16 protein-coding genes and 1 pseudogene are annotated in these 25,233 nt (G+C 73.1%); 7 read left to right on the top strand and 10 right to left on the bottom strand.

Annotated elements, in window-relative coordinates; all coding sequences use genetic code 11:
- Window positions 1-33: 33 nt before the first annotated feature.
- From AB0C26_RS34470 to AB0C26_RS34445, 6 genes are all read right to left on the bottom strand, one after another.
- Window positions 34-3,231, bottom strand: a complete 3,198-nt coding sequence (locus AB0C26_RS34470) for a S8 family serine peptidase (protein WP_360256192.1) — start codon at window positions 3,229-3,231, stop codon at window positions 34-36.
- A gap of 66 nt (window positions 3,232-3,297) precedes the next feature.
- Complete coding sequence (locus AB0C26_RS34465; protein WP_360256189.1) at window positions 3,298-3,939, bottom strand: hypothetical protein; 642 nt, start codon at window positions 3,937-3,939, stop codon at window positions 3,298-3,300.
- Entirely contained in the window at window positions 3,936-4,433 is a 498-nt protein-coding gene (locus tag AB0C26_RS34460; RefSeq protein WP_360256187.1) for a SigE family RNA polymerase sigma factor, read from the bottom strand. The genes AB0C26_RS34465 and AB0C26_RS34460 overlap by 4 nt, the downstream gene beginning before the upstream one ends.
- A 58-nt stretch (window positions 4,434-4,491) precedes the next feature.
- The gene (locus AB0C26_RS34455) at window positions 4,492-5,955 is read right to left on the bottom strand and encodes a glycosyl hydrolase (protein ID WP_360256185.1); all 1,464 of its coding nucleotides are present in this window, start codon (window positions 5,953-5,955) and stop codon (window positions 4,492-4,494) included.
- Between the two features lie 145 nt (window positions 5,956-6,100).
- Entirely contained in the window at window positions 6,101-6,400 is a 300-nt protein-coding gene (locus AB0C26_RS34450; RefSeq protein ID WP_360256182.1) for a hypothetical protein, read from the bottom strand.
- A gap of 18 nt (window positions 6,401-6,418) precedes the next feature.
- Window positions 6,419-9,892 carry a fibronectin type III domain-containing protein gene (locus AB0C26_RS34445; protein WP_360256178.1) on the bottom strand — a complete coding sequence of 1,158 codons (3,474 nt, stop codon included), beginning with the start codon at window positions 9,890-9,892 and terminating at the stop codon, window positions 6,419-6,421.
- A 133-nt stretch (window positions 9,893-10,025) separates the two neighbouring features.
- Between AB0C26_RS34445 and AB0C26_RS34440 the strand changes: the two genes are divergently transcribed.
- The gene (locus tag AB0C26_RS34440) at window positions 10,026-11,669 is read left to right on the top strand and encodes a serine/threonine-protein kinase (protein WP_360256615.1); all 1,644 of its coding nucleotides are present in this window, start codon (window positions 10,026-10,028) and stop codon (window positions 11,667-11,669) included.
- Between the two features lie 31 nt (window positions 11,670-11,700).
- On the opposite strand, the gene AB0C26_RS34435 is transcribed toward AB0C26_RS34440, so the two are convergent.
- Window positions 11,701-12,579, bottom strand: a complete 879-nt coding sequence (locus tag AB0C26_RS34435) for an EamA family transporter (RefSeq protein WP_360256176.1) — start codon at window positions 12,577-12,579, stop codon at window positions 11,701-11,703.
- A gap of 69 nt (window positions 12,580-12,648) precedes the next feature.
- On the opposite strand from AB0C26_RS34435, the gene AB0C26_RS34430 reads away from it, so the two are divergent.
- A complete protein-coding gene (locus AB0C26_RS34430; protein WP_360256173.1) occupies window positions 12,649-13,554 on the top strand; it encodes a LysR family transcriptional regulator in 906 nt (301 codons plus the stop codon).
- A gap of 160 nt (window positions 13,555-13,714) precedes the next feature.
- Here the strand turns inward: AB0C26_RS34430 and AB0C26_RS34425 are convergent, their stop codons facing one another.
- Window positions 13,715-14,716: a VTT domain-containing protein gene (locus tag AB0C26_RS34425; RefSeq protein ID WP_360256171.1), complete on the bottom strand. Its 1,002-nt coding sequence runs from the start codon at window positions 14,714-14,716 to the stop codon at window positions 13,715-13,717.
- A gap of 109 nt (window positions 14,717-14,825) precedes the next feature.
- Here AB0C26_RS34425 and AB0C26_RS34420 point away from each other — a divergent pair, with 109 nt between their 5' ends.
- The gene (locus AB0C26_RS34420; RefSeq protein ID WP_360256169.1) at window positions 14,826-16,013 is read left to right on the top strand and encodes a histidine kinase; all 1,188 of its coding nucleotides are present in this window, start codon (window positions 14,826-14,828) and stop codon (window positions 16,011-16,013) included.
- The gene (locus AB0C26_RS34415; protein ID WP_360256167.1) at window positions 16,010-16,699 is read left to right on the top strand and encodes a response regulator transcription factor; all 690 of its coding nucleotides are present in this window, start codon (window positions 16,010-16,012) and stop codon (window positions 16,697-16,699) included. The genes AB0C26_RS34420 and AB0C26_RS34415 overlap by 4 nt, the downstream gene beginning before the upstream one ends.
- Here the strand turns inward: AB0C26_RS34415 and AB0C26_RS34410 are convergent.
- Complete coding sequence (locus AB0C26_RS34410; RefSeq protein WP_360256165.1) at window positions 16,662-17,717, bottom strand: acyltransferase; 1,056 nt, start codon at window positions 17,715-17,717, stop codon at window positions 16,662-16,664. The genes AB0C26_RS34415 and AB0C26_RS34410 overlap by 38 nt on opposite strands.
- 201 nt (window positions 17,718-17,918) lie before the next feature.
- Between AB0C26_RS34410 and AB0C26_RS34405 the strand changes: the two are divergent.
- Window positions 17,919-18,595 (top strand): annotated as a pseudogene (locus AB0C26_RS34405) (ABC transporter ATP-binding protein); the annotation flags it as partial.
- Between the two features lie 89 nt (window positions 18,596-18,684).
- The gene (locus tag AB0C26_RS34400; protein ID WP_360256163.1) at window positions 18,685-21,153 is read left to right on the top strand and encodes an FtsX-like permease family protein; all 2,469 of its coding nucleotides are present in this window, start codon (window positions 18,685-18,687) and stop codon (window positions 21,151-21,153) included.
- Here AB0C26_RS34400 and AB0C26_RS34395 read toward each other — a convergent pair.
- Window positions 21,145-22,158 (bottom strand): helix-turn-helix transcriptional regulator, encoded by a 1,014-nt coding sequence (locus tag AB0C26_RS34395; protein WP_360256160.1) that lies wholly within the window; start codon window positions 22,156-22,158, stop codon window positions 21,145-21,147. The genes AB0C26_RS34400 and AB0C26_RS34395 overlap by 9 nt on opposite strands.
- A 178-nt stretch (window positions 22,159-22,336) precedes the next feature.
- Here AB0C26_RS34395 and AB0C26_RS34390 point away from each other — a divergent pair, with 178 nt between their 5' ends.
- On the top strand, window positions 22,337-25,198 hold the full coding sequence (locus AB0C26_RS34390) for a M4 family metallopeptidase (protein WP_360256157.1): 2,862 nt from the start codon (window positions 22,337-22,339) through the stop codon (window positions 25,196-25,198).
- The last annotated feature ends 35 nt before the right edge of the window (window positions 25,199-25,233 follow it).

Genomic DNA, 25,233 nt, shown 5'->3' with positions numbered 1-25,233 from the left:
CTCGTCCACCCCGGCCGGAGGGTGCCGGGGCGTTCAGGCGATGCGGTAGGCGCGGATGACGGTCTGTTCGACGGTGTTGCCGGTTGAGGTGTGGGCGGTTGTGCGCAGGGAGGCGAAGCCGGCGGTCCGGGGGTGGTGGACCCAGGCCACGCGGGTGGTGCCGTGGCCCCGCACTGTGGCGTTCTGCCAGGTTCTGCCGTCGTCGTAGGAGACCTGGGCCGATACCGAAGTGACATTGCCCGGTGTGGCGCCGGGCTGGGATTCGAAGGTCAGCGGTACGGGGAACGACCGGCCCCGCGGTGTGCTGTTGGCGAGGCCCAGCGCGGGCGACATCCGTACGGTCAGCAAGGGCAGTGGTGTGGCCTTGGCCGTCGATCCGGATCGGAAGGTCCACGTGCTGGTCACCGACGTCGACAGCTCGTACGGGGCCGTCCGCTTCGCCGTCGCCGTCATCCGGTACGCGCCGGCCGCCGCGGGCACGGTGAACTGGCGGGGCTGCTCGGCGTTCTCGTCGATCGTGCCGATCGTCTGGCCGGCCCGGTAGAGCGTGATGGTGCGGGGTGCGGCGGTGACGCCGTTCACCCGTACGCCGGACGCGTCGACGTACGAGGGCAGGTCGACGCTGATGGTGTCGCCCTCGCGGGTGACCGAGCCGGCCGCCACCGACGGCGCGAACACGGCCCTGTTCCACGCCAGCCGGTAGGTCCGGCCCGGCCGGTACTGGGCCGGGGAGCGCTGCGCGAATCCGAGGTAGACGTCGGCGTCCACGTCGTACTCGCCGAAGCCGGCCGACCAGAGGATCCCGTTGTCGGTGTTGACGAAGTCGGTGCGGGACGCCGGCATCGTGATCCGCGTGTCGGGGCTGTAACCGGTCTCGACGAGCTGCCCGTCGCGGCGGGAGAGGGCGGTGAAGCCCACCATTCCGGGCGCGCGGCCGGCCGACCGGGCGTAGGTGCCGGCGATCGCGGCGAGGTCCCGGCGCTGGTACGCCTTCGCGACGCCGGTCGGGAAGCGCCCGTCGCGCGGCCAGTGCAGCCGGAACGACGAGGTGGGCGAGGTCAGGGTCGTCGTGACGGCCGAGTGGAACAGCGGTTCGGCGCTGTGGTCGCCGACCTCGGCGAAGGAGAGGCCGGGGCCGGGGCCGTTGATGGCGGTGTCGCTGAAGATCCCCTCGGGGGAGAGCCAGGTGCCGCGGATCGCGGTGAAGGTCGCCTCGGCCCTCTTGTCGGGTACGGAGACGGCTACCGGTTTCGCCCGGCGCGCGTCGAGGTCGACCGTCAGATCGTGGTCGACGACCAGGCGGGGCTGCACGAGCAGGGAGGTGGAACCGTCAGCGCCGGTGACGGTGCTGCTGACGCCGTACGTGCCGGCGGGCAGCCGGATCGTGGAGCCGGTGGCCTCGGCGTACGCGAAATTTCGCAGATCGGTGAAACCGGTGAACTGATCGGCCGGTACGGCGCCGTCGTGCCCGGTGTGGCGCAGGGTGACCGTGTAGGTGGGGCCTTCGCGGTGGACGCCGAACGGGACCTCGACCCGTACCCCGGCCGGGGCCGTGGCGACGATCCGGCCGCCGATCCACTCCTGGGTGGTCTCCGCTGTGGTGTCGGCCGTGAGTTTCGCGGTGGCCGTCGCGCCCGGGGCCACGGTCAGTGTGGGCTCATCGACGGTGAACAGGCCGGCCGGCGCGGTGGTCTCGACGGCGAGCCGCAGCGTCACCGGCGAGGTGCCGTCGTTGCGGAAGGTGACCGTACGGGCGATCGGTTTGTCGTCGGTGTGCGGGAACCGCACGGTGCCGAAATCGACGCTGCCGGCGCCGGTGGCCACCGTCTGCGTGATCGCGCGCGCGACGTCGACCCGGCCGGCGCCCTGGGCGTACGTCTCGAGGCCCGGTGTCGGCTCGGCCGAGGCCATCAGGGCGGTCTTGAGCTGCCGGCCGGTCCAGCCCGGATGCTGCTGGGCCAGGATCGCGGCCGAGCCGGTCACGTGCGGTGTCGCCATCGAGGTGCCGGACAGGCTGGTGTAGGCCGGGTTCCCGGCCGGGTCGCCGATGGTGGCGTGCGCCGCCTTGGCCGCCACGATGTCCACCCCGGGGGCGGTGATCTCCGGCTTGACCAGGTCGCCCTCGACCGCGGGACCCCAGTTGGAGAAGTCGGCGATGGCGTTGTCCCGGTCGACCGCGCCCACCGACAGCGCGGCCGCCGCCGATCCGGGCGAGCTCACCGGCGCGTGGCCGTCGTTGCCGGCCGCGACGACGAACAGCGTGTGGTACTGGGCGCTCAGCTCGTCGACGGCCGCTTCCATCGGGTCGGTGCCGGGCTCGTCGTCGCCGCCCAGGCTCATGTTGACCACCGGGGCCCGCGACGCGGCCCAGGCCATGCCGGCCAGGATCGCCGAGTCCTGGCATTCCTCGCCGGGGCAGACCTTGCCGATCAGCAGCTGGGCGCCGGGGGCCACGCCGCGGTAGCGGCCGTCCGAGGCGGCGCCCGTGCCGGCGATGGTGGAGGCGACGTGCGTGCCGTGCCCGAGGGTGTCGTCGGCGTCGGGCGCGTCGGTGAAGTTGCGCACCTCCTTGAGCCGGCCGGCCAGGTCGGGGTGGGTGGCGTCGACCCCGCTGTCCAGCACGGCGACGGTCACGCCGGTCCCGTCGAGGCCCTTCTGCCAGGCGGCCGGGGCGCCGATCTGCGGGACGCTGTGGTCCAGGTTGAGCTTCCGCTTGCCGTCCAGCCAGACCCGGTCGACGCCGGGCCGAAGGGTCCGCTGGGCCGGGCCGCCCGCGGTCAGCGCCGCCCACAGGTCGTCGCGCTGCTGCCGGTTCGCGCGCACGGCGACCATGTCGAGGTTGGGCAGGGTCGCCGTGACCTCGGCCGCCTTCGGGGCGGCCGTGCCTTCGATCAGCAGCGGCAGGGCGGCCGGCCCGGTGTAGTCGAAACCGGCCAGGGCGGTGAGGTCGAACAGCCGGCGGTCGAGACGGCCGGCCCGGACGAGCGGGAGCGCGTCGGACGGGAACACGTACCGGTGCCCGCCGTGCGCGCTCTCCACAAAGGTCACCTGGTCGCGGCCGGGCGCCCGGTCGACGCTGACGTGGCCGCCGCTGCGCACGACCCGGTCCCCCGTGATCAGCGTGAAGTCCTGCCGGCCGGGCGTAGGGGCCGCGGCGCTCGCTTCGTCCACCGCGACCGTGCCCACGGCCAGCAGGCCGGCCAGGGCCGCGGCCCAGATCCGTCGTCTCACAATGATCCTCCGAAGTGTGTGGTCCGGGGATGACGCCCGAGGGGCGCCGCCGGTTGCACACGACTTTCAGGCGGGGGCCACGGTGAATGCGACGGGGTTGCCGGTACCGCCGGCGACGAGCGCGCCGCCGTCGCCGATCCGGACCGGCGATCCACCCCAGACCAGGGAGTACGTACGGTCGCCGGCCGTGGTGAGGGTGAATCGCTGGGCGGCGGCGCCGGTCCGGCACACGCGGAGGCGGAGGACACCGCCGTCCTCCCGGCTCGCGCACACCCACCCGCCGGGCCGCTTCACCGCGAGCCGCAGGGCGCCGTCGGGCACGACCAGCCAGCGATCGCGCAGTTCCGGATCCTTGCCCTCGGTGCCGGAGACGAGAACCCGATCGTCATCGTCGTACCCGGCCATGACCGTCCCGGCCGGCGCGACCACGGTGAGGGTGACCGGGGTCCGGCCGTCGAACACGCCGGGCAGCTGCGACGCCGGGGCGGCCGGGGGCTCCGGCGGCGGTTCGGCCGGCCCGGACATCAGCCTGGCGGCGCCGCCGGCGAGCGCGAGGACGGTCAGCGCGCCCGCCACGGCCGCGCGGCGGCGCGAGCGGCGCTGCCGGCCCCGGCGGACCACCGCGTCGACCGGGCGAGGGCGCAGCGACGCGGCGCTCTCGGCCAGCAGGCCGGACAGGCGCTCGTTGAGATCGGGCCGCCGCGTCACCGGCTCACTCCCCTCACGTCGGGCTCGCCCAGCAGCGAGGCCAGCGCCTTGCGCCCCCGGGACAGCCGGGCCTTGACCGTACCGGCCGGTGTCCCCGTCTCCCGGGCGATCTCGTCCACCGACAGGCCGACCAGGTGGTGCAGCACGATGTCGCGGCGCTGGGCCGGCGACAGCGTCCGCAACGCCTGCATCAGCGCGACGTGGTCGGGGCTCAGCCCGTCGAGCACCTGATCGCCGGCCTCCCGGCGGTGGGCCCGCAACCGGTTGGCGGCCTTGCGCCAGCCGCTGATGGCGATCCGCGTCGCCACCGTACGCACCCAGGCCTCCGGGCTGTCGGCCCGCGAGACCACCGCCCACCGCTGCCAGGCCCGCGCGAAGGCCTCCGCCACCGCGTCCTCCGCCTCGGCCCGGTCGCCGGTCATCAGGAACAGGTGCCCCAGCACCCGCGACGACGAGGCGGCGTAGAACTCCTCGAACTCGGAACTGCCTGGCAACTGAAGGTCCCATCGCGGTCATGATCCGCCGACGATGATAGGCACCTCCGTCCAGCGGTCACACCTCGGACAACGTCACGTCGTCGAACCAGACCGAGCCGGTGTTGCCCCCCGACTTGAGGTGCAGTTGCAGGCCGGCGGCACCGGCCGGCGCCTTCGCGGCGACGGTCAGCCGGGTCCAGCCCGTCGTGCCGGCCGGCAGCGTGGCCGAGCCGGCGCCGCCGAGCCAGCGGCCGTCCACGTCGAACCAGCTCAGCGCCACCTGGGTCGTGCCGGTGGCCGCCGTGCCGCGCGCCCACGCCTCGGCTCGCCAGGTCTTTCCCGGTTGTACGGGCGACAGGGGCGCGACCCGGTACGACGGCGAACCGGCCGCGTTCTTGCCGGTACGGCTGAGCCTCACCGACCACGTGCCGGAGTGCGCGACGTTGTTCACCCTGGTGGCGACGCCGAGCTCGGGCATGAAGGTGGTCCACGGCGTCTGCCCGGCCGGGTTCTCGAAGCCGAGGTCCATGGTGCTGGCCGGGTAGGCCTTACCCGTCCAGGCGGCCTTGACCACGGCGGCCGCCGGCTTCGCGCTGCCGTCGACCCGGTGCAGCCCGTACGCGTACTGGACCGGGGATTTCGCGACCGCCGAGGGCGGGATGGCGCCGGTACGGAAGTCGTTGAGCGTCCACGGCGCGACCGAGCGCACGCCCGCCGCGGCCGCGCCTTGGAACACCCGGGCCAGATAGGCCGCCTGCCCGCCCTCGCCGGCCGACTGCGTGCTGACGCCGGTCTCGCCGATCACCAAAGGTGACGGCGCGACGGCGGCCCGCGCCTGCCGGATCAGGGCCAGGGCGTTCTGCGAGTTGCCGTAGAAGTGGTAGTCGTAGTAGTCCAGCGGCGTGGCCGCCAGCGCGGTCTTCAGCTTCTGCAGGCCCGCGACGCCGGCCTGCCCGCTGATCGAGATGGTGACCGGGGTGGCCGGCACCACCGCCCGTACCACCGGAAGCAGTTTCTTCGCCCAGGCCACCGCGGCGGCGTTGGACGGGTCGAGCTCGTTCTGCAGCCCGATCGAGATGACACGCTTGTCGTCGCGGTACGGCTTGAGGAGCGCGGTCGCCCAGGTGCTGCTGCCGGCGACGTCGGAGTATCCGTTCCACCAGTCGAACAGGGTCAGCTTCACCGTCATGCCGTGCTCGCCGGCCAGAGCGACGAAGGTGGCCAGCTTCGCCGCGTACTCGGGCTTGGGCGTGGGATAGCCGAACACCGTGGGGAACACGATGACGCGGACGCTGTCGGCGCCCAGCGCGCGGGCCTTGGCCAGGTCGGCACCGATGACGACCGGGTCGAACGAGGTCCACATCCGCGACCAGCCGGCCGCCGACGGGTAGTAGTTGATCTGCTTGGCCGTCGTGACGGCGGCGATCCGCCCGGCGAGGGCCGGCGTGGCGGCGGCCGCCGACGCGCGGACCTCGGTCAGCGGTGAGGCCGTGAGCAGAGCGGTGGCGAGTCCCAGGGCAAGCGCGGCGGCCTTGCGCATGAACGGATCAGTCCTTCAGTCCCGACGGAGTGGTGACACCTCCTGTCGGCCGCACGCACGGCGCGCGCGAGAAGAACTGATTGCCGTTTCGGTAGCAAGTGGGGCGCGGATCAGCTGCTGAGGGTGGCTTCGGTGAGCGCGGCGGTCAGCGGATGGGCAGCTCGACCCGCCGGCCCATGCCGACCCGCGGCGCGTTGGTGTCGGTGATCATCGCGAAGGCGCCCGGTGGCACACCCTTGCGGGTGGCCACCCGGGAGGCCGCCTCCAGCAGCGTCCGCTCGCGGCCGCCGGCGACGAAGAAGATGTACTCGCCGCCCGACTCCTCGCCGTCCTCGGCCTCCTCGATACCGAGCTCCTCCTCAAGGTCGATGAGGAAGTCGCCGACATCGTCGATCCACTCGTCGTCGGCGGTCAGCGGGAAGTGGATCTCCACCATCAAAGCCATGCCGCCATGGTGCACGACCTAGTAATGCAGCGTGATGTCGGCCCGGCGGTTGCGGGCCTTGCCGGGCTCGGTGCCGTTGCCGGTCGTGGCCTTGCCCTGGCCGACGATGATCATGCGGATGCCGAGACCGGTGGCGAGCGCCCGGCACACCACCCGCGCGCGCAGGGTGCTCACCGTTCGCGCGTAGGCGTCGCTGCCCCGGTTGTCGGTGTAGCCGGCGCAGGTCAGGGCACGAACCCCGCCCAGCCGGGCGCGCAGCCCGGTCAGGTACGCCGCCTGCTCCCGGCTCACGGCCGTCGAGCCGGAGGCGAAGTAGATCGAGCGCGGCAACTGGAAGTGCTGAAGCACCACCCGGGTGGCCGCCGTGGCCCTCAGCGCCGAGCCGGTGGTCGCGGCGACCGTGACGGGATAGCCGCCCGGTCGCGCGGTCATGGCGCGGCCCAGCGCGTTCAGCGGGACCGGCACGACGATGCTGCGGCCGGCCGGGACGGAGGCGCTGCCGAAGCTGACCCGCTTGCCCGAGACGGTGCTCCACAGCACGACAGTGCTACGACCGGTCACCGCCCCGCTGTGGGTGATACGTACCAGCGCCGTCCCGTCGACCTTGGTGATCAGGCGGGCCGGCGTGACCAGCCGGATCGGGCCGCTCGGCGCGCCCGGCCCGGGCTGGCCGGTGCCGGCCGCGGTCACCACGGCGGTGTAGCTGCCGGTGACGACCCGGCCGACGGCGTCGGTGATGCGGTACTGGACCGCGGTGGCCCGGCCGGCGAAGCCGGCGACCGGCACGAAGGTGATGACGCCGGTGGTCGTGTCGAGGGCGTACGTGCCCTGGCCCTTGACCGGGAGGGTGCCGACCGGGTCACCGGTCGTGCTCAGCAAGGTGATCGAGCCTCCGGCGGGCACCGGCAGCTTGGTGTTCTGGTTCTGGTCGCCGCCGCCCGAGCTGGTCGGGCTGGTCGGCGGGACGATGACCGGCAGGGCCATCTGCCGGACGGCGCCGCTGCCATCGACGCCCTGAGCCAGGATGGTGTGTCCGCCGGCCGGCACACCGGCCGGGACGGCCACCGTCAGCGCGAAGGCGCCGTTCGCGTCGGTGGTGACGGTGCCGAGCTCGATCGGGGCCGAGTAGAGGGTGACCTTGGTGGTGGAGTTCGGGGCGAACCCGGAGCCGGTGAGGGTGATCTCCTGCTTGGGCAGGACGAGGGACAGCGGTCCCTGGTCCGTCGTCAGCGTCGGGGGCACGTTGGCCGGCAGGCCGGGCGGGGTGATGGGCGCCGTCGGGGTGACGCTCGCCGAAGGGGCCGAGGCCGGCGAGGCGCCGCCCGGCCCGTGGGCGACGACGGTGATCGTGTACGCCCGGCCCGCCTCGGCGCCGATCACGCAGCTGGTCGAGGTCGTCGTGCAGGAGTTCCCGCCCGGCATGGCGACCGCGGTGTAGTCGGTCACCTGCCCGGCGGAGGCCGGCCACGAGACCTTGATCGACGACGTGGCGCCTCGGGCCGCCGGGGTGCCGGGCGCGCCGGGAGCGGGAGTCACCGGCACGGCGGGCGCGACCGGGGTGACCGGCGCCGAGTCGGCCGAGGCGGCGCCCGGGCCGGCGCTGGTGGTGGCGGTCACGCGCAGCGTGTACGCGGTGCCGTTGGTGAGCCCGGTGACCAGGCATGACAGCGTCGCGGTGGTGCAGGTCCGGCCGGCGGCCGGCAGGCCGGCCTGATAGGCCTGCGCGGTGTAGGACGTGATGGGCGCCCCGCCGGTGTTGCCCGGCGCGGTCCAGCTGACGGCGACCTGCCCGTTGCCGGCGGTCACCAGCACGGTGGTGGGGGCGCCGGACGGCCCGACCGGGGTGACCGGCGCCGAGTCGGCCGACTCGGCGCCCGGGCCGGCGCTGGTGGTGGCGGTCACGCGCAGCGTGTACGCGGTGCCGTTGGTCAGCCCGGTGACCGTGCAGGTGAGGGCCGGCGAGTTGACCGTGCACGTCCGGCCGGCCACGGCCTGGCCGGCGGCGTACGCCTGGACCGTGTACGAGGTGACCGGCGAACCGCCGTTGACGCCCGGCGCCGTCCAGGTCAGGGTGGCCGAACCGGAGGCGGTGGAGGCGACGTTCGCGACCGTGGGCGCGCCGGCGGCGCCGAGCGGCGTCACGGCGGCCGACGCGACCGACTCCGCGCTCGTGCCGATCAGGTTGGTGGCGGTGACCCGGTAGGTGTAGGCAGCGCCGTTGGTCAGGCCGGTGACGGTGCAGGTGAGGGTGGGCGCGGTGGCCGTACAGGTCTTGCCCGCGACCGCGTTGCCGCCGCTGTAGGCCTGCACGTCGTACGAGGTGACCGGCGAGCCGCCGTCGTCACCGGGCGCGGTCCAGCTGACCACGGCGCTCTCGTCGCCGACCTGCGCACCGGCCGCGGTCGGCGGCTGCGGCGCGGACGGCCCCGCGGGCGTCAGCTCGACGATCTGGGCCGCGTTCGCCAGCGACGCGTAGAAGTCACCGGCCGGTGAGACCCCGAGGCCCTGCGTCTGGTTCAAGCGCGCGGACAGGGCCGGCATCTTCGTGGTGGTCGGAAAAGTCCAGCCGCTACCGGCCACCACGGTGAGAGTCGCGTTGCCGTTCGTCGCTGTCGTGTCGACCTCGACGATGGTCATCTCCGTGTTGAGGCTGGCGTAGAGGTTCCCGGCGTACGGGGTGCCGACCGGGCCGATCAGGAGTGAGGACGCCTCGTGACCCGCCGGGAGGGTGACCAGGACCGACAGGGTGCCGTCCGGGGCGATCTTGTAGATCGATTCGTAGAACGCGTCCGCGAGGTAGACAGTGTCGTCCGCGGCCACCGCGATGCCGCTGAGCCAGCCCAGGGTGGAAGCGAGGGCCGGGCCCGGGACGGCGGGAGCGATGGTGGTGCTGTTTCCCGCGATGACGGTCAACTGCATCGTGTTGAGGTCGATCTTGGCGGCCTGCGCCATCTGGCAGAAGTACAGCGTGTCGCCGACCACGGCCATCTGGGTCACGTCGTAGACCGCCTGCCCGGCCGCGGGACCGTCGACCAGGGCGGGGAAGGAGCTTCCGGTACCGGCGACGACCGACAGGATGCCCTGCGGGTCGATCTGGTAGATGTAGCGGTCGGTGCCCACATAGGTGTTGCCGTTGTGCCGGGCGACGGACCGCGGAAAACCGACCTGGGTGGCCGGGCCCCCCGGAGAAATGTCGCCGCATCCCCCGCTGCCGGCGATCACGCTGATCACCTTGGCCGGAGTGATCTTGAGGACCCGGCAGCTCATTCCCTCGACTGTGTACATGTCGCCCGACGGGTCGAAGGCTATGTTCCGCGGGGACCCGAGCTTGTTGCCGCCGTCGACCGGCGGGTCGAAGGTCCCGTCTCCCACATAGACGGCGACATCCAAGGTGGGCGTGGCCGCGGCGGCGGGCGAGGGGGCGGCGAGCACGGCGGCGCCGAGAAGTCCGGCCACCGCCGTCCGCAGAAGAAGCCGGAACTTAGTGGGCACAGGGTCACGCTAAATGCGTACGCCCTCGTCCTGTCTCACTTCGGGCAACTGTCTGACGGTCCGGGCGCGGGGCTGCTAGATTGCGGCTCGCTATCGAGGACGTCGATCGTGGGAGCGAGACCACCGCGTGCAGATGAAGCCCCTCCGTACCCACGACCCGCGGGCGCTGGGCGACTACGAGCTCCTCGGACTGCTCGGCGAGGGCGGCATGGGCGCCGTCTACCTGGCTCAGGACCGCGGCGGAAGGACCGTGGCCGTCAAAATCATCCGGGCCGAGTTCGCCGCCCAGGTCGAGTTCCGCGGGCGTTTCCGCAGCGAGGTCCAGCGGGCCCGGCAGGTCCCTCCGTTCTGCACCGCCGCGGTGCTCGACGCCGACCCCGACCACGAGACGCCCTACCTGGTCGTCGAGTACATCGACGGCCCCGACCTGGCCGATCGCGTCACCCGCGACGGCCCGCTCGGCGACGGTGGCCTCTACAGCGTCGCGGTCGGGGTGGCCACCGCGCTGGTCGCCATTCACGGCGCCGGCGTCATCCACCGTGACCTCAAGCCCCGCAACGTCCTTCTCGCGCCGGGCTTCCCGAAAGTGATCGACTTCGGCATCGCGCGGGCGCTCGAGTCGACGAGCGAGCACACTCGCACCGATCAGGTGGTGGGCACGCTCTCCTACATGGCTCCGGAACGCTTGGACGGCGGCGCCGTCACCCCCGCCGTCGACGTGTTCGCCTGGGGCGTGCTGGTGGCCTACGCCGCCACCGGGCGTACGCCGTTCGCCGCCGACACGCCGACCGCCACCGCCGTGCGCATCCTGACCGCCGCGCCGGACCTGACCGGACTTCCGGACGACCTCCACGAGGTGGTCGGGCGGGCGCTGACCAAGAACCCGGCCGAGCGCCCGTCCGCCCAGGATCTGCTCGACGCGCTCCTCACCGGCCGACCCGGTGTCACGCCGCCGCCGCTCCCACCGCGCCGCCCCGGAGTCACCGCACCACCGCTTCCGCCGCGCGGTTCCGGCCCCACGCCGTCGCTCGGTTCGCCGCACCTGACCGCGGGCTCGGCCGCGCCGGCTCCCGCGCGCCGCCGGGCCGTTCACCGGCTGAGCGTCGCCGGCGCGGCGGTCGCGGCGGTTGCCGTGGCCGCGGGTGCTCTGGTGGTGGCCCTGACCGGCGGCGACGGCAGCGAAGCCGCCCCGCCCGCCGCCCGGCCGTCGTCCGGGACCCCGTCCACGCCGGCCGAGGTACGCGTCGTCGACACCCTCACCCGAGCCGGGCAGTGGCGCGACAAACGCACCGGCGAGTACAGCTGCGAACTCGGCCAGGACGGCCTGGCCGTCGTCACCGGGCCCGGCAACGACGGCGTCACCTGTCCCGGACCGGCCACCGTCTTCGCCGGCAACCAGTCGATCAAGGTGCATTACGACGAGCTGAGCGACGACGCCTGCGCGCTCATCGGGTTCCGCCGCACCGGCCCGGCCCGCTACGAGCTGACCGCCTGCGCCGACGAGATCGCCGTCGCCGCCTACCCGCCGTCCGGCGACGTGCGCACAATCAGCAGCGCCCCGCTGAGGGCCGGCTACGCCGCCCGGCACCAGCTCGTCATCGACATCGTCGACGAGATCGCCACGGTACGGCTGGACGGCGAGAAGCTTCTCACCGCCGTACTGGACGACCCGGCCCTCACCAAGGGCACGACGACCCTGGGCCTGGTCCAGCTGGCCGACGGCGACGACGGCTTCGTCCGCTTCTCGAACATCGACATCCGGTCCGCCCGGCGATGACCCGGCTGTCAGCCGCCGCCGTCGGCGGCGGTCAGCCCGATGCCGCCCGGGACGGCGTCCGTACGGCGCCGGCGTTGGCCGCGATGACCAGCGCGATGGCCAGCCCTTCGACCGGGGTGAGCCGCTGGTGCAGGACGACATAGCCGGCGAGCGCGGCGACGGCGGGCCCCAGGCTCATCAGGACGGCGAAGGTCGTGGTGGGCATGCGGCGCAGCGCCAGCGACTCGAGTGTGTAAGGCAGTGCGGAGGACAGCAGCGCCACTGCGGCGCCCATCGCCACGACGCCCGGGTCGACCAGCGCGGTTCCGGCTGTGCCGGCGCCGAAGGGAAGAGTGATGACCGCGGCCGCGGTCATGGCCAGGGCCAGGCCGTCGGTCCGGGGAAACCGTTGCCCGGCCCGTGCACTGGCCACGATGTATCCGGCCCAGACCGCGCCCGCCGCCGCGGCGAAGCCGATCCCGGCCGGGGTGAGCCGATCGAAGCCGGCGGTGCTCAGCAACGCCACCCCGGTGGCGGCCAGGCCGGCCCACAGCCAGCTCGCCGCGCGGCGGGCGGTCAGCACCGACAGCACGAGCGGCCCCAGCACCTCCAGCATCACCACGGGACCGAGCGGGATCAGCGCGATCGCGTGGTAGGCCAGCGTGTTCATGCCGGCGAGCGCCGCGCCGAATCCGCCGACCAACAACCAGTCCGCGCGCCGATGTCCCCGTACGCGGGGGCGGCACACCGCCAGTAGCACGAGCGCCGCGATGGTCAGTCGCAGTGTCACGACTCCGTCCACCCCGACGCGGGGGAACAGCAGCGCCGCGACCGCGCCGCCGAACGGGCCCGACAGCAAGGCTCCCAGTACCAGCCCTACCGCCCCGCCGCGCCTGGTCGAAGCGGGGACGGGGTCGAGAACGTTGACCATGCGACCGACGTTATGAGCCGGGCGGCCGGCCGGGAAATGCCGAATTCAGTGTGGTTATGCTCGGCTGTCATGACCGTGGAGCTGCGGCATCTGCGCGCCTTCCTCGCCATCGCCGCCGAAGGCACCATCACCGGCGCCGCGGCCCGGCTGCACGTGACGCAACCGGCGCTCTCCCGCACCCTGCGCCAACTGGAAGCGCACCTCGGCGTCCGTCTGATCGACCGGTCCACCCATCACTTAGAACTCACCGCCGCCGGACACGCGTTCCAGCCGCGGGCCGCCGCCGCGGTCACGGCCGTCGACGAGGCACTCGACCCGGTCCGCGCCGGGACCTGGCCCCTCCGTCTCGGCCACGCCTGGTCGGCACTGGGCGAACACACCACGGCACTGCTGCGGGGCTGGAAGCGGGAGCACCCGGACACTCCCCTGCGGCTCCTGCGCGTCGACGATCGCACCGCCGGACTCGACCGTGGCTCCGTCGACGTCGCCGTCATCCGGGGCGAGCCCGGCCTGCCGGCCGAGGTGAACACCGTGGTCCTGCTGCTCGAGCCGCGCGTCGCCGCTGTCGCCGCCGACAGCCCCCTCACCGGGAGAACACGACTCACCCTGCACGATCTCACCGCCCAGCCGATCGCTCTCAACGCCATCGCCGGCACCGCGACTCTCGGCCTCTGGCCTGAGGATGACACCCCTGACCACATCATCGAGGTCGCCAACACCGACGACTGGATCGCGGCCATCGCCGCCGGCCAGGCGGCCGGCGTCACCACCACCGCCACCGCGGCCACGTACCCGAATCCGGCCGTCGCCTACATCCCGCTCGCCGGGGTACCACCTGTCCCGGTCCACCTGGCCTGGAAGCAACCACCGAGCCACCCCGCCGTACCGGATTTCCTCGCCCTGGCCCGGCGGCTCATCCGCACACCACACGACCCCGCGTGTAGCCGTCCCGCGTGGCCACCGAGGAAACCGTGAAGCGGGCACTGATACTCAACGGAGTCGCGGGCGTCGGCAAGTCCACGGTGGCTCAGGCCATCGGCGGGCTCCTCACCGCTACGGGATCCATCACCGCGGTCGTCGACACCGACGCGCTGGCCCAGTTCGGTCCGCCGCCGGCGCTCGGCGAGCGCGGCTTCTACGACGAACTCAAGTGTCTGAACCTGACCGCCGTGTGGGCCAACTTCCGGGTCCTCGGCGCCGAGCACCTTGTCGTCAGCGCGGGCATCGACAGTCTCGCCCTCCGGGCCCGATACGCGGCCGGCCTCGCCGATTGCGCAGTCCAGCTGGTCCGGTTGACGGCGGCTCCGGACACCGTCCGCCGGCGACTCCGGGACCGCGACGGAGAGGCGGGCGCCCAGCGGCACCTGAAGCGGTTGGCCGAGCAGGAGGCCCGACTCGATGACCTGTCGCTGGAGGACTTCACCGTGGTCAATGATCGTCCCAGCGTGGTGGTCGCGAGGGAGGTCGCCCTCCGAGCCGGATGGATCCGCCCCGGTTCGGGAGATTGACCAGGACGGTGACTCTGCCGTGAGGGCCGCCGGGACGAATCACGCACGCCAGGCCGGGGCCGGCGGCGGATCAGCGCCACGACGCCGCCCACCAGGGACGACAGGCCGAGCCCGATCGCGATGCCGATCAGCGGGTTCTCGGCGAAGGCGGCGCCGCCCAGCACGCCGAGGCCGGCGTGGTAGGCCGCCCACGCCACCGCGGCGAGTGCCGAGGCCGGGCTGAACCGGGACAGGGGCAACCGGGCCGTGCCACAGGCGAGGTTCGTCGCGAGGCGGCCACCCGGCAGGAAACGGGACATCAGGATCAGCAGGCCGGGGCGGCGTTCGATCCGCCGCCCGGCCACGGCCACGGCCCGGCCGATCCGCGGGAAACGGCCGAGCAGCCGCGGCCCGGCGGCGGTGCGGCCCAGCCCGTACACCACGTGGTCGCTGACGAACACGCCGACCGCGGCCGCCGCGATGACCAGCAGCAGGTTCGGTGTGCCGGCGCGGGCGAACACGCCGGCCGTCAGCACCGCCGCCTCGGAGGGGACCACCGGCACGACGCCGTCCACGCCGACCAGCGCCACCAGCAGCGGGTACAGCATCGGCGAGGTCATCATCGGGGTGAGCAGGCTCATCAGGTCCATGCCGGCAAGCGTGGATCTCGGGCACCGGCCACGGCGTCATCCTCGGGTAGGGGGTCGTGTCCATCGCCGGCCGGACGCCGGACGTGGATCTTCCGGATACGGTGTGCACGTGACAGCGCCGAACGAATGGTTGCGGTGGTGGCTGGTTGCCGGCGGGCTCGCGCTCGTCGCCCTGCCCGTGAACGCGACGCTGTCCGCCCTGGTGTTCGGCGTTCCCCCGCTGGTCGCGGTGCTCACCGGCATCGCCCAGGCCGCCGCGCTGCCCCTGGTCCTCGTCCGGCCGCGCGCGGCGACCGCCCTGCAGCTGCTGGCTGTGGTCGTCGTCGCGCTGGCCCTGCCGCCCGACTCGGTGTCGACGTGGCCGCTCACCGTGCCGGGGCTGCTGACGCTGATCGCGCACGCCGGGCTGGTCGCGGCCCGCTGCAGCGACCGCGACGCCGCGCTGACCTGGTGCGTGAGCTCGGTGCTGCTGCCCATCGTGGCGCTGCTCGATCCGTACGGCCGTTCGGCCGGCGACGGCCTGCTGATCGAGATCCTGTACCCGGCGTTGTCGGCGCTCGTCGTCGGCGCCGTCCTGCTGGTCCGCCGGTGGCGGGCGGTCCGCCGGGAACTCGCCGACGCCCGCCGCGACGTCGAGATCGAGCAGAACCAGCGGGCGGTCGCCGAGGAGCGCACCCGGATCGCGCGTGAACTGCACGACGTCGTGGCGCACGGCATGTCGGTCATCCACATGCAGGCCACTTCCGCCTCGTACCGGATCGAGAACCTGGATCCGGTGGCGGAGGCGGAGTTCACCCGGATCGCCACCGGCGCGCGGGCGGCCATGCGCGAGATGCGGCAGTTGCTGTCGGTGCTGCGGGCGGAGGACGCCGACGCGGAGCTGGCCCCGGTGCCCGGCCTGGACGGGGTGCCGGACCTGGTGGCGTCGGCGCAGCGGGCAGGGCTGCCGGTCGAGGTTGCCCAGGCCGAGGCCGTACGGACGGCGGCCGTGCCGGAGACGGTGGCCCTGACCGCGTACCGGCTCATCCAGGAGTCGCTGAGCAACGTCATCCGGCACGCGCCCGGAGCCCGTACGCGAATCGAAATCGATGTCGAAGGAAGTGATCTGGTGCTGTCCGTGCTGAACGATGCCGCGCCGCGACCGGCCGAGCCGATGGAGTCCTCCGAGGTGACCGGGCACGGGCTGACCGGCATGCGGGAACGGGTCCGGCAGGCCGGTGGAACCTTGGAGACCGGCGTCCGCGCCGGCGGCGGCTACCGGGTCGCGGCTCGCCTGCCGATCGGCGCCGAGCAGTGATCCGCGCCCTCATCGTGGACGACCAGGCGATGATCCGGATGGGCATCCGGGCCATCCTGCAGGCGCAACCCGACATCGAGGTCGTCGGCGAGGCGGAGAACGGGCAGGCCGGCCTGGACAGCAGCCGCCGGCTGCGGCCCGACGTCGTTCTGATGGACGTACGGATGCCGGTGCTCGACGGGCTCGCCGCCACCCGGGCCCTGCTCGGCCCGGATCGCCCGGCCGGGCACACGCCGCGCGTGCTGATGCTGACGACGTTCGACCTCGACGACTACATCTACGAGGCCCTGCAGGCCGGCGCCAGCGGGTTCCTGCTCAAGGACAGCGAGCCCGACGAGCTGGTCCAGGCCGTCCGGGTGGTGGCCGGCGGTGACGCGCTGCTGGCGCCGCGCATCACCCGCCGGCTCATCGAGAACTTCGTCGAGGCGCGACCGCGCCGGCCGGCCGGCGCGGTCGCGCTGAACGCCCTGACCGACCGTGAACGGGAGGTCCTGCGCCTGCTCGCCCAGGGCCGGTCCAACACCGAGATCGCCGGCACGCTGTTCATCTCGGAGCCGACCACCAAGACCCACGTCAGCCGGATCCTGCAGAAGCTCGGCTTGCGCGACCGGGTCCAGGCCGTGGTGTTCGGCTACGAGAACGGTCTGGTCACACCCGGGCGGCCCGGTCCCTCCGAGGCTCGATAGGCGCCGGCGCCGGGTTCTCGAACCGGCGCACCAGCACGACGAGGCCGGCCAGCGCGAGCCCGAGCACCGGATACCAGGCGAGGCGGGCGGCGACCCAGCCGCCGTCGATCGGCGCGTCACCGAGGCCGGGCAGCGTGCCGAGCCGGCGGGCGGCCTCGGAGACGCCCACGAGCGCCACCTGATGCCAGCAGAACACGCTCATCGCGCTCAGGTTCAGGACGGTCACCGCGGCCCAGACGCGCGGCCGGCGCAGCAGCCGCTCGATCCGGGCGCGCAGCAGCAGCGCGGCGCCGGCCTGGATCGCGGCGAGGGCCGGGACCATCAGCGACGGCGGGTTCGAATTGGACCGTACGGATCCGGGCACGCTCACGATGCTCACCGGGTAGTCGAGGACGGCCAGCAGGACCACGAACGTCGCCAGGCCACCGGCGAGCAGACCGGCCGCCACGCGCCGGCCGACCCGTCCGGCCGACCAGGCCATCCCCAGCTGGTAGGCGAAGAACCAGGCCGGCAGCACGCTCAGATAGCCGACGGCGGCCGGTTCGGCGGCCGGGCCGAAGCGCAGCAGGTCCACCACGGCGACCGCACCGGCGAAGGCCAGGACGACTCGCAGGCCACCGATCCGGTCGAGCTTGAGGGCGTACGGGGTGAGCGCGGTGATCACCGCGTACACGCCCATGAACCACAACGGCTGAAGGAACAGGACCACTGTCGTACGGGCGGTCCCGGCGCCCAGCCCGAACAGGCTCAGCACCGGCAGGGCCACGGCCAGGATCACCGCCGCGGCGGCCACCGGCCGGCCGATCCGCCACAGCCGGCGGCGTACCCAGTGGGCGTCGGTCTCGCCCTTCTCCCGGGCCCGGCGCAGCCCCTGCGCCGCCGTGTAGCCGCCGACGAGGAAGAACAGTCCCAGCATCTGCAGGAACCAGGTGGCCGGGTGCAGCCACTCAGATGACGCATCGGGCTGTCGATCCGCAGCCCGCCGGCCGGGGTGGCGACCAGCGCCCCGACCAGCCAATGTCCACTCACGACCCCGAGGATGGCCAGCGCCCGGAGCCCGTCGATGAATCTATCCCGTTGCCGCATGGTGCCCCTCCGCTGTTGACGAGGCACCGAAGCTACGAACCACCGGGCCGCGACCGCGTCGGGCGCGAGGTGTATCCCGCATGGTCCCGCGGACTGACGACGGGCGCGTGGTGGGTTCTCCACGCTTGTCCACATGAACGCTCTTGGTGAAACCACTCTCGCGGTCGAGCTGACCGGGGTCCGGCGACGATACGGCCGGGGGCCACGGGCGGTGACCGCGCTCGCGGGAATCGATCTGGCGCTGCCGCGGGCACGTTCACGGCCGTCATGGGTCCCTCGGGATCGGGCAAGTCCACTTTCCTGCAGTGCGCGGCGGGGCTCGACCGGCCGTCGGAGGGCTCGGTGCGGCTGGGCGGTACGGAGATCACCGGAATGAACGAGAACGAGCTGACCGAACTGCGCCGCCGCCGGCTCGGGTTCGTCTTCCAGGCGTTCAACCTGCTGCCGTCGCTGACGGTGGAGCAGAACGTCCTGCTGCCCACGCGCCTGGCCGGGCAGCGCCCGGACCGCCGCCGGGCGGCCGACGTGCTGGGGAAGGTCGGGCTCGCCGACAAGGCGCGGCGCCGCCCCGGCGAGCTGTCCGGCGGCCAGCAACAGCGGGTGGCCGTCGCCCGTGCTCTCATCGGCGATCCGGACGTGATCTTCGCGGACGAGCCCACCGGCGCCCTCGACACCGGCACCGCCGCCGAAGTCCTCGGCCTGCTCCGGAACGCGGTGGACGTCCTCGGCGCCACCGTCGTCATGGTGACCCTCGACCCGGTCGCCGCCGCGTGGGCCGACCGGGTGCTGTTCCTCGCCGACGGCGCGTTCGCCGACAGTCTGGAGGGTGGTTCGCCGGCCCGGATCGCGGCGCGGATGTCAGCACCTTTTCGCTCGGGTGTGACGGCGGGGGCGGCGGCATGAGGCGTCCCACCGGGCTCGCCCGCGCGGCCATCCGGTTCAAGCCGGCGTCGTTCGCGGGCACCTTCCTCGCCCTGCTGATGTGCGCGCTGATCGTCTCGGCCTGCGGCATCCTGCTGGAGACCGGCCTGCGCGCGTCGGTGCCGCCGGTCCGCTACGCGAACGCGCCGGTCATCGTGGCCGCCGACCAGTACGAGTACGTCGTCACCGGCAGCGGTGAGGACGAGGAGCGGGAAGCGGTGCCGCTGCCGGACACCGCGCGGCTGGACGCCGGGCTGGCGGCGAAGGCGGCCTCGGCGCCGGGTGCGGCCGCGGCGGTCGCGGACTACACCTTTCCGGTACGGGCGGCGACACTGCCCGGCGGCGTGCTCACCGGACACGGATGGGGCTCCCACCTGTTCACCGGCGTCACGGTGACGGCCGGCGCCGCCCCCGGTGACGGCGAGGTCGTGCTCGGCCGGAACGCGGCCGCCGTCGGCGACACCGTCACCCTCGAGACCGCTTCCGGGCGGCGGGAGTTCCGCGTGTCCGGCGTCGCCGGCGCGGACGGCCCGCTCGCCTGGTTCGCCGACGGCCAGGCGGCCACGCTCGCCGGGCATCCCGGCCGCGCCGACGCCATCGCCGTGCTGCCCGCGCCGGGGACCGATGCCGCCGAGCTGGCCGCTTCGGTGACCGCGGCGCTGGCCGGCTCCGGAGTCCGGGTGCACGCGGGCGACGACCGCGGCGCCGTGGAGGATCCCGGCCTCGGCTACGCCAAGGAGACCCTGTTCGGCATCGGCGGCTCGTTCGGTGGCATCGCCGCCATCGTGGCCGTCTTCACCGCCGCCGCCACCGTGGCCCTGTCCGTGTCGCAGCGGGCCCGGGAGTTCGCCCTGCTGCGCGCCGTCGGGGCCACCCCGCGGCAGATCCGCCGCGCGGTCGCCGCCGAGGCGTTGCTGATCGCACCGCCGGCCGGGATCGCCGGCCTGCTGCCCGGCCTCGGTCTCGCGATGTGGTGGTTCGAGCAGTTGCGGGACCGCGGCGCCGTCCCGGCCGCGGTGCAGCTGCACATCTCGGCGATGCCCTTGCTCATCGCGGTCGCTGCCGGGCTGCTCACGGCACTAGGACCCGGCTGGATGGCGGGTCGCCGGCCAGCCCGGACCAGGCCGGGCCAGGCGCTCGCCGACGCGTCGGCGGAACGGCTGCGGCCGGGCGGCGCCCGCACCGTCCTCGGTCTCGCCGCTCTCGCCGGCGGCCTCGCGCTCACCGGTGTCTCGGCCCGCTCCGCCGGCGACGACGCGGCCGGCGCCGCGCTCGGCGTGGTCATGCTGTTCATGCTGGCGGTCGGCCTGCTCGGCCCGCTGCTGGCCCGGCTGTCCGCCGGCCTGTTCGGCCTGCCCCTGCGCGGCGGCGGCCCGGCGGCCGGACTCGCCGCCGCCAACTCCCGTACGAACGCCCGCCGGCTCGCCTCGGCCTTCACCCCGATCGTGCTCGCCATGGCCTTCGCCTCGACCCTCGTCTTCATGCACACGAGCGAGAACCATGCCGCCGGCAAGCAGCTGCGCGCGGGCCTCACGGCCGACCACGTCGTCACGAACCCGGCCGGGCTCGCGGCGGACGCGAGGTCGGAGGCAGCCCGTACGCCCGGTGTGGAAGCCGTTGTGGCGGTGCTCGACACCCAGGTGCTGGTGCCGATCGGCGCCGGCGAGTTCACGTCGTTGCGAGGGGCGTCGGTCCAGGGCATCACCGGCTCCGGCGCCGAGCTCGCCGAGGTGCAGGACCTGGACGTCCGCGAGGGCAGCCTCGACGCGCTCGGCGGCGACCGGATCGCCATCGACACCACACTGGCCACCGCGGCCGGCCGGGGCGTCGGCGACCGGCTCCCGCTCTACCTTCCCGACGGCACCCGGGCCAGCCCCGAGATCATCGCGGTGTACGGCCGCGGTCTCGGGCTCGGCACGGTGACGATGGACCGGGCGTCGCTGGCCGGGCACGTGACCTCGGGCTTCGACGACGCCCTGCTGGTGCGGGGCGGCCCGGCCGAACCGCTGACCGCCCTCGGCACGGTCACCGGCGCCGCCGGCTACGCCAGCCGGCCGAGCCCCGACGCGGAACTGGGCGCGTGGACCACCAACACGATGGCCGCCGTCCTGGGTGGTTTCGCCGCCATCGCCGCCGTGAACACCCTGGTCATGACGGTCCTCGACCGCCGCCGGGAGCTGCGCATGCTGCACCTGGTCGGCTCCACCCGCCGCCAGATCCTCACCATGCTCCACTGGGAAAGCCTGCTCGTCTCCCTGGCGGGCGTCATCCTCGGTTCCGCGATCGCGGCGGCCACCCTGTTCCCGATGATGCGCGGCACCACCGGCGAGGCCCCCTACATCCCGCTTCTGACGTACGGCTCCTTCACCGCCGCCGCCATCGGTCTGGCCCTGCTCGCGGTCACTCTCCCGGCCCGAGCCGTCCTGCGCCGCCGGCGCTCAGGGTAGCGGCGGCGTGCTGTCGTCCTGGTCGTTCAGCCAGCCCCGCTTGGCGGCCAGGACGGCGATCTGGAAGCGGGTTCGGGCGCCGAGCTGGACGCCCACATCGCTGATGTGCTGCTGGACCGTGCGGCGGCTGATGTCGAGGACTCGGGCGATCGTCTCGTCCTTCATGCCGACCGCCATCATCCGCAGGATCTCCCGGGTCCGCGCGTCCCGGCCCGAGGTCCCGTCGGACAGTTCGCGCCGCTTCGTCAGGGACACCGGCTCGGCGCGCTCCCACACGCTCTCGAACAGCGCCACCAGCGCCGTCACCAGGGTGGGCGAGTGCACCACGAGCGAACCCGACGACGGGCGGTCGCCCCAGATCGGCAGCAGGGCGGCCGTCCGGTCGAAGATGACCAGCTTCACCGGGATCTGCGAGGTCAGCCGCAGCGTGCCGCCCCGGCCCGTGCCGCGCAGCGCCGTCATGAGGGAGACCGCGTCGGTGAAACCGTCCGACTCGTACACCGATCGCATCCGCAGGCCCGGCTTCACCGCGACCGCGCCGTCCGAGGCCGACCCGCCCGTCACGTACGGTGGCTTCGCCAGGTGCAGCACCTCGAAGGAGCTCTCGGTCAGCAACTGGAGGTAACGCGCCGGTACGTCGTCCTGGCTCCTCAGCACCTCCACCATGTCCGTGGCGCGCGGCCCGGACACCGCGTCGTGCGCTTCGACGAGCCGTTCCACGACGTCCTCGACCAGGGCCAGCTCGGCCCGCCGCCGGGCCAGCAGGGCACCGAGCGACGGCCGGGGCGGCGCCGCCGCCCACCGTGGCACCGCACCGCCGATCCGCGACGCCAGGGCCTCGTCGACCAGCAGCCGCAGTGCTCGTTCCGCCTCCGCCGGTGACACCCCGGCCGCGGCCGCCACCTCGTCGCGGCCGGCCGACCGTACGGCCATCAGGTGTTCCAGCACCCGGCCGGCCAGCGGGTCGAGACCGGTCGCCGACCAGGGTATGTCCGTTTCGTCCATGCGTTGGTGCGTCCCTCCGATGTGATCATCTCAGGACACCATGAATCGGAGATTACGGATGTGTAAGAAGGCCGTCGGGGCGGATCTGCGGGTTTGCGCAACTGCACAAGATCGTCCTTGTGGCGGCCGCCGGCATCGGGGTGAGGTGAGCGGACCGACAACTTCGCAGGAGCACCAATTGCGTAGAGCCAAGGCACTACCCGCGATCGCCGTCCTGGCGGCGGCCACCATCCTCGGAACCACCGCCCAGGCCGCGAACGCGGCGCCCCCGGCCGACGAGCCGATCCCCGTCACGGTGGCGCCCGACACGGACACCCCCGCTCTCGTGGACGACGTGGCCGACCCGGTCGACGCCACCGTCGCACCGGACCAGGCGGCCAAGGCCCACCTCGCCGGCCACCAGGACCGCTACAAGATCGGCGATCCGGCCGGCACGCTCACCACCGCGAGCGTCGAGACGGAGGGCGAGCGGGAGACGGTCCGGCTGAACCAGAAGTACAAGGGCCTGCCGGTGTTCGGCGCGCAATACGTGGTCCGTACGGAGAAGACGGCCGGCAAGCGCACGGTCACCGGAACCTCGGGCAGCTACTTCACGAACCTGGACGTCGACACGACCGCCACCCCGATCCCCACGGCGCTCGCCATTTCGCGGGCGGTCGAGGAGGTACGCCGGAGCCTGAACCCGGGCGCGGCGGTCGTGGCCGGCGACGCCAAGGCCGACCTCACCGGCACCGACCAGGGACTCATCGTCATGCCGACCGGCACCGGCGTGCTCGCGCGGCGGGTGCTGGTCAAGGGCCGGGACGCCGCCAACGGCCGGCCCGTGCTCCGCGACGTGTACGTGGGCGCGACGAACGGCGTACCGCTGCTCAGCGTCAGCCGGATCAAGTCCTTCGTGGCCGATCAGAAGGTGGCCACCACACCGCAGTCCGCGAAGACGCCGGGCGCGGCGGCTTCCGGGACAGCGTCCGTCGCCGGTCAGGGCACCACCCTGCACGGCGCCACCGTGGCGCTTCCGCTCGTGCGGTCGGACGACGGGTCGTACCTCATGAAGGACCTGACCCGGACCGTGCCGATCACCACCTGGGACGCCCGGGGCCGCGACTACTACGACCTGATGGGCGACCAGTGGCCGGAGGGCCTGGCCCCGTTCGCCTCACCGTCGGCCACGCTGGGCGCCGACCTGACCGAGGCCGGTGCCGTGGACGCCGCCTGGGACGCCGCGAAGGTGGTCGACTGGTACAAGTCGAAGCTCGGGCGTAACAGCCTGGACGACAAGGGCATGCCGATCGACTCGGTCGTCGGGATCACGTACGGCGGCTCACCCTGGGTCAACGCGTACTGGGACGGCACCCGCATGGTGTACGGCAGCGGCGACGCCGAGTACCTGCCGCTGGCCGCCGACCCGGACGTCGTGGGCCACGAGATGACGCACGGCGTGGTCGAGCACACCGCGAGCCTCGTCTACGCCGGACAGCCGGGCGCGCTCAACGAGGCGATCGCCGACTACTTCGGCAACGCGATCGACGTCGACGCGTCGGGCACCTCGATGTCCGACCCGCGGGCCAGCCTGCTCGGCGGCGACCTCTGCCGCACGCTCGCCCCCGCCCAGTGCGCCCTGCGCGACCTCGACGACGGCGCCACCACGGCCGACTTCCAGCACCTCATCGACACACCGTCGATGGACGACGGCGGCGTGCACCTCAACTCGACGATCGTCTCCGGCGCCCTCTGGGACCTGCGCCAGAAGCTCGGCAAGACGGTCGCCGACAAGGTCGTCTACCGCGCCCTCACCGACTACCTGACGCCGATGTCCGACTTCGTCGACGCGCGTGACGCCGTACTCGCCTCCGCCAAGTCCTTCCGTTTGAAGAAGGACGACCTCAAGGTGGTGGAGAAGGCGTTCGACTCCCGCGGGATCACCGCGAAGTGGAAGAAGAACCTGTACGGCAAGGGCACCGACGTCCTGATCGACCGGCTCAACACGGGCATGTACGCCGACATGAGGGCGGGCGTGGGCGGTGGCTGGTTCGCCGTACCGCGCTCGGACGCGAACCGCACCGAGCCGACATCGATCTGGGTCGGCCGGACGAACGGCAAGGGCACGCCGTACCGCATCTCCCCCGACGACGGCAGCGTCAACAACTTCCCGCACACCGACGGCAAGCGGGTCGTGTGGCTGTCGACGGTGGTGAACCTGGACTCGCCGACGTACGAGACCAACCGCATCCTGTCGGCGCCGATCGGCGGTGGCCCGGTCAAGGAACTCTACAGCTCCCCGTACCGCGTCGACGGCCTGGGCTTCGACGGCGACATCGTCGCCTGGAGCCAGTACGACCCGGACCAGGGCTACCTCGACGTGGTGCGCTACCTGCGCGGCAGCTCCAAGACCGTGCACACCCTCGCCCACCCGGACTGGCGGGGAAGCGCGACGGCGCCGAGCGTCAGGAACGGCAAGATCTCCTACGTGCGCTACGAGAACTTCGAGCAGCCCGACGCCAACGGCGTCTACTGGTCACTGGGCGTCGAGGTGCACGACGTGGCGACCGGGCGGACGACGTACGCGGGCGGCGACACCGGCGCCGAGCGGATGAGCTACCCCGACCTGTCCGCCACCGGCGTCGCCTGGATGACCGACCGCGACTACGGCACCATCGTCGACGGCGAATGGACTCAGGGCGCCTACTACGATTCCGTACGCCTTTTCGACTTCGCCACCCGCACCAGCCGCCTGCTGTTCGACGAGACGTCGCCGCAGGCGATCCGCGCCGTCACGGTCGCGCTGTCCGACACGACCGTCACCGTCACCGAGGAGGCGCCGGTGAAGGCCTGGCTCGAGACCGGCGGCTACCCGAACAACGTGCTGAACCCGAAACTCAAGCAGTACACGTTCCAGGGCAAGTCCCTCGGCCCGGCATCGTGCAGCCCCGGCGCCCAGATGTACGCCACGGCGGCCAAGGGCCGTGAGGTCGTCTACATGGACTCCGCGGCCTCCGGCTTCGGCCTGGCCCACGCTACGGGAGCCAAGTCCTGTAAGTAGCGCACCGCGGGAAAGCCGCAACAGCCGGTGGCGCA

It is taken from the genome of Actinoplanes sp. NPDC048796 (assembly GCF_040650035.1).
Taxonomy (GTDB): domain Bacteria; phylum Actinomycetota; class Actinomycetes; order Mycobacteriales; family Micromonosporaceae; genus Actinoplanes.
This window is presented reverse-complemented; position numbering and strand designations above follow the sequence as displayed.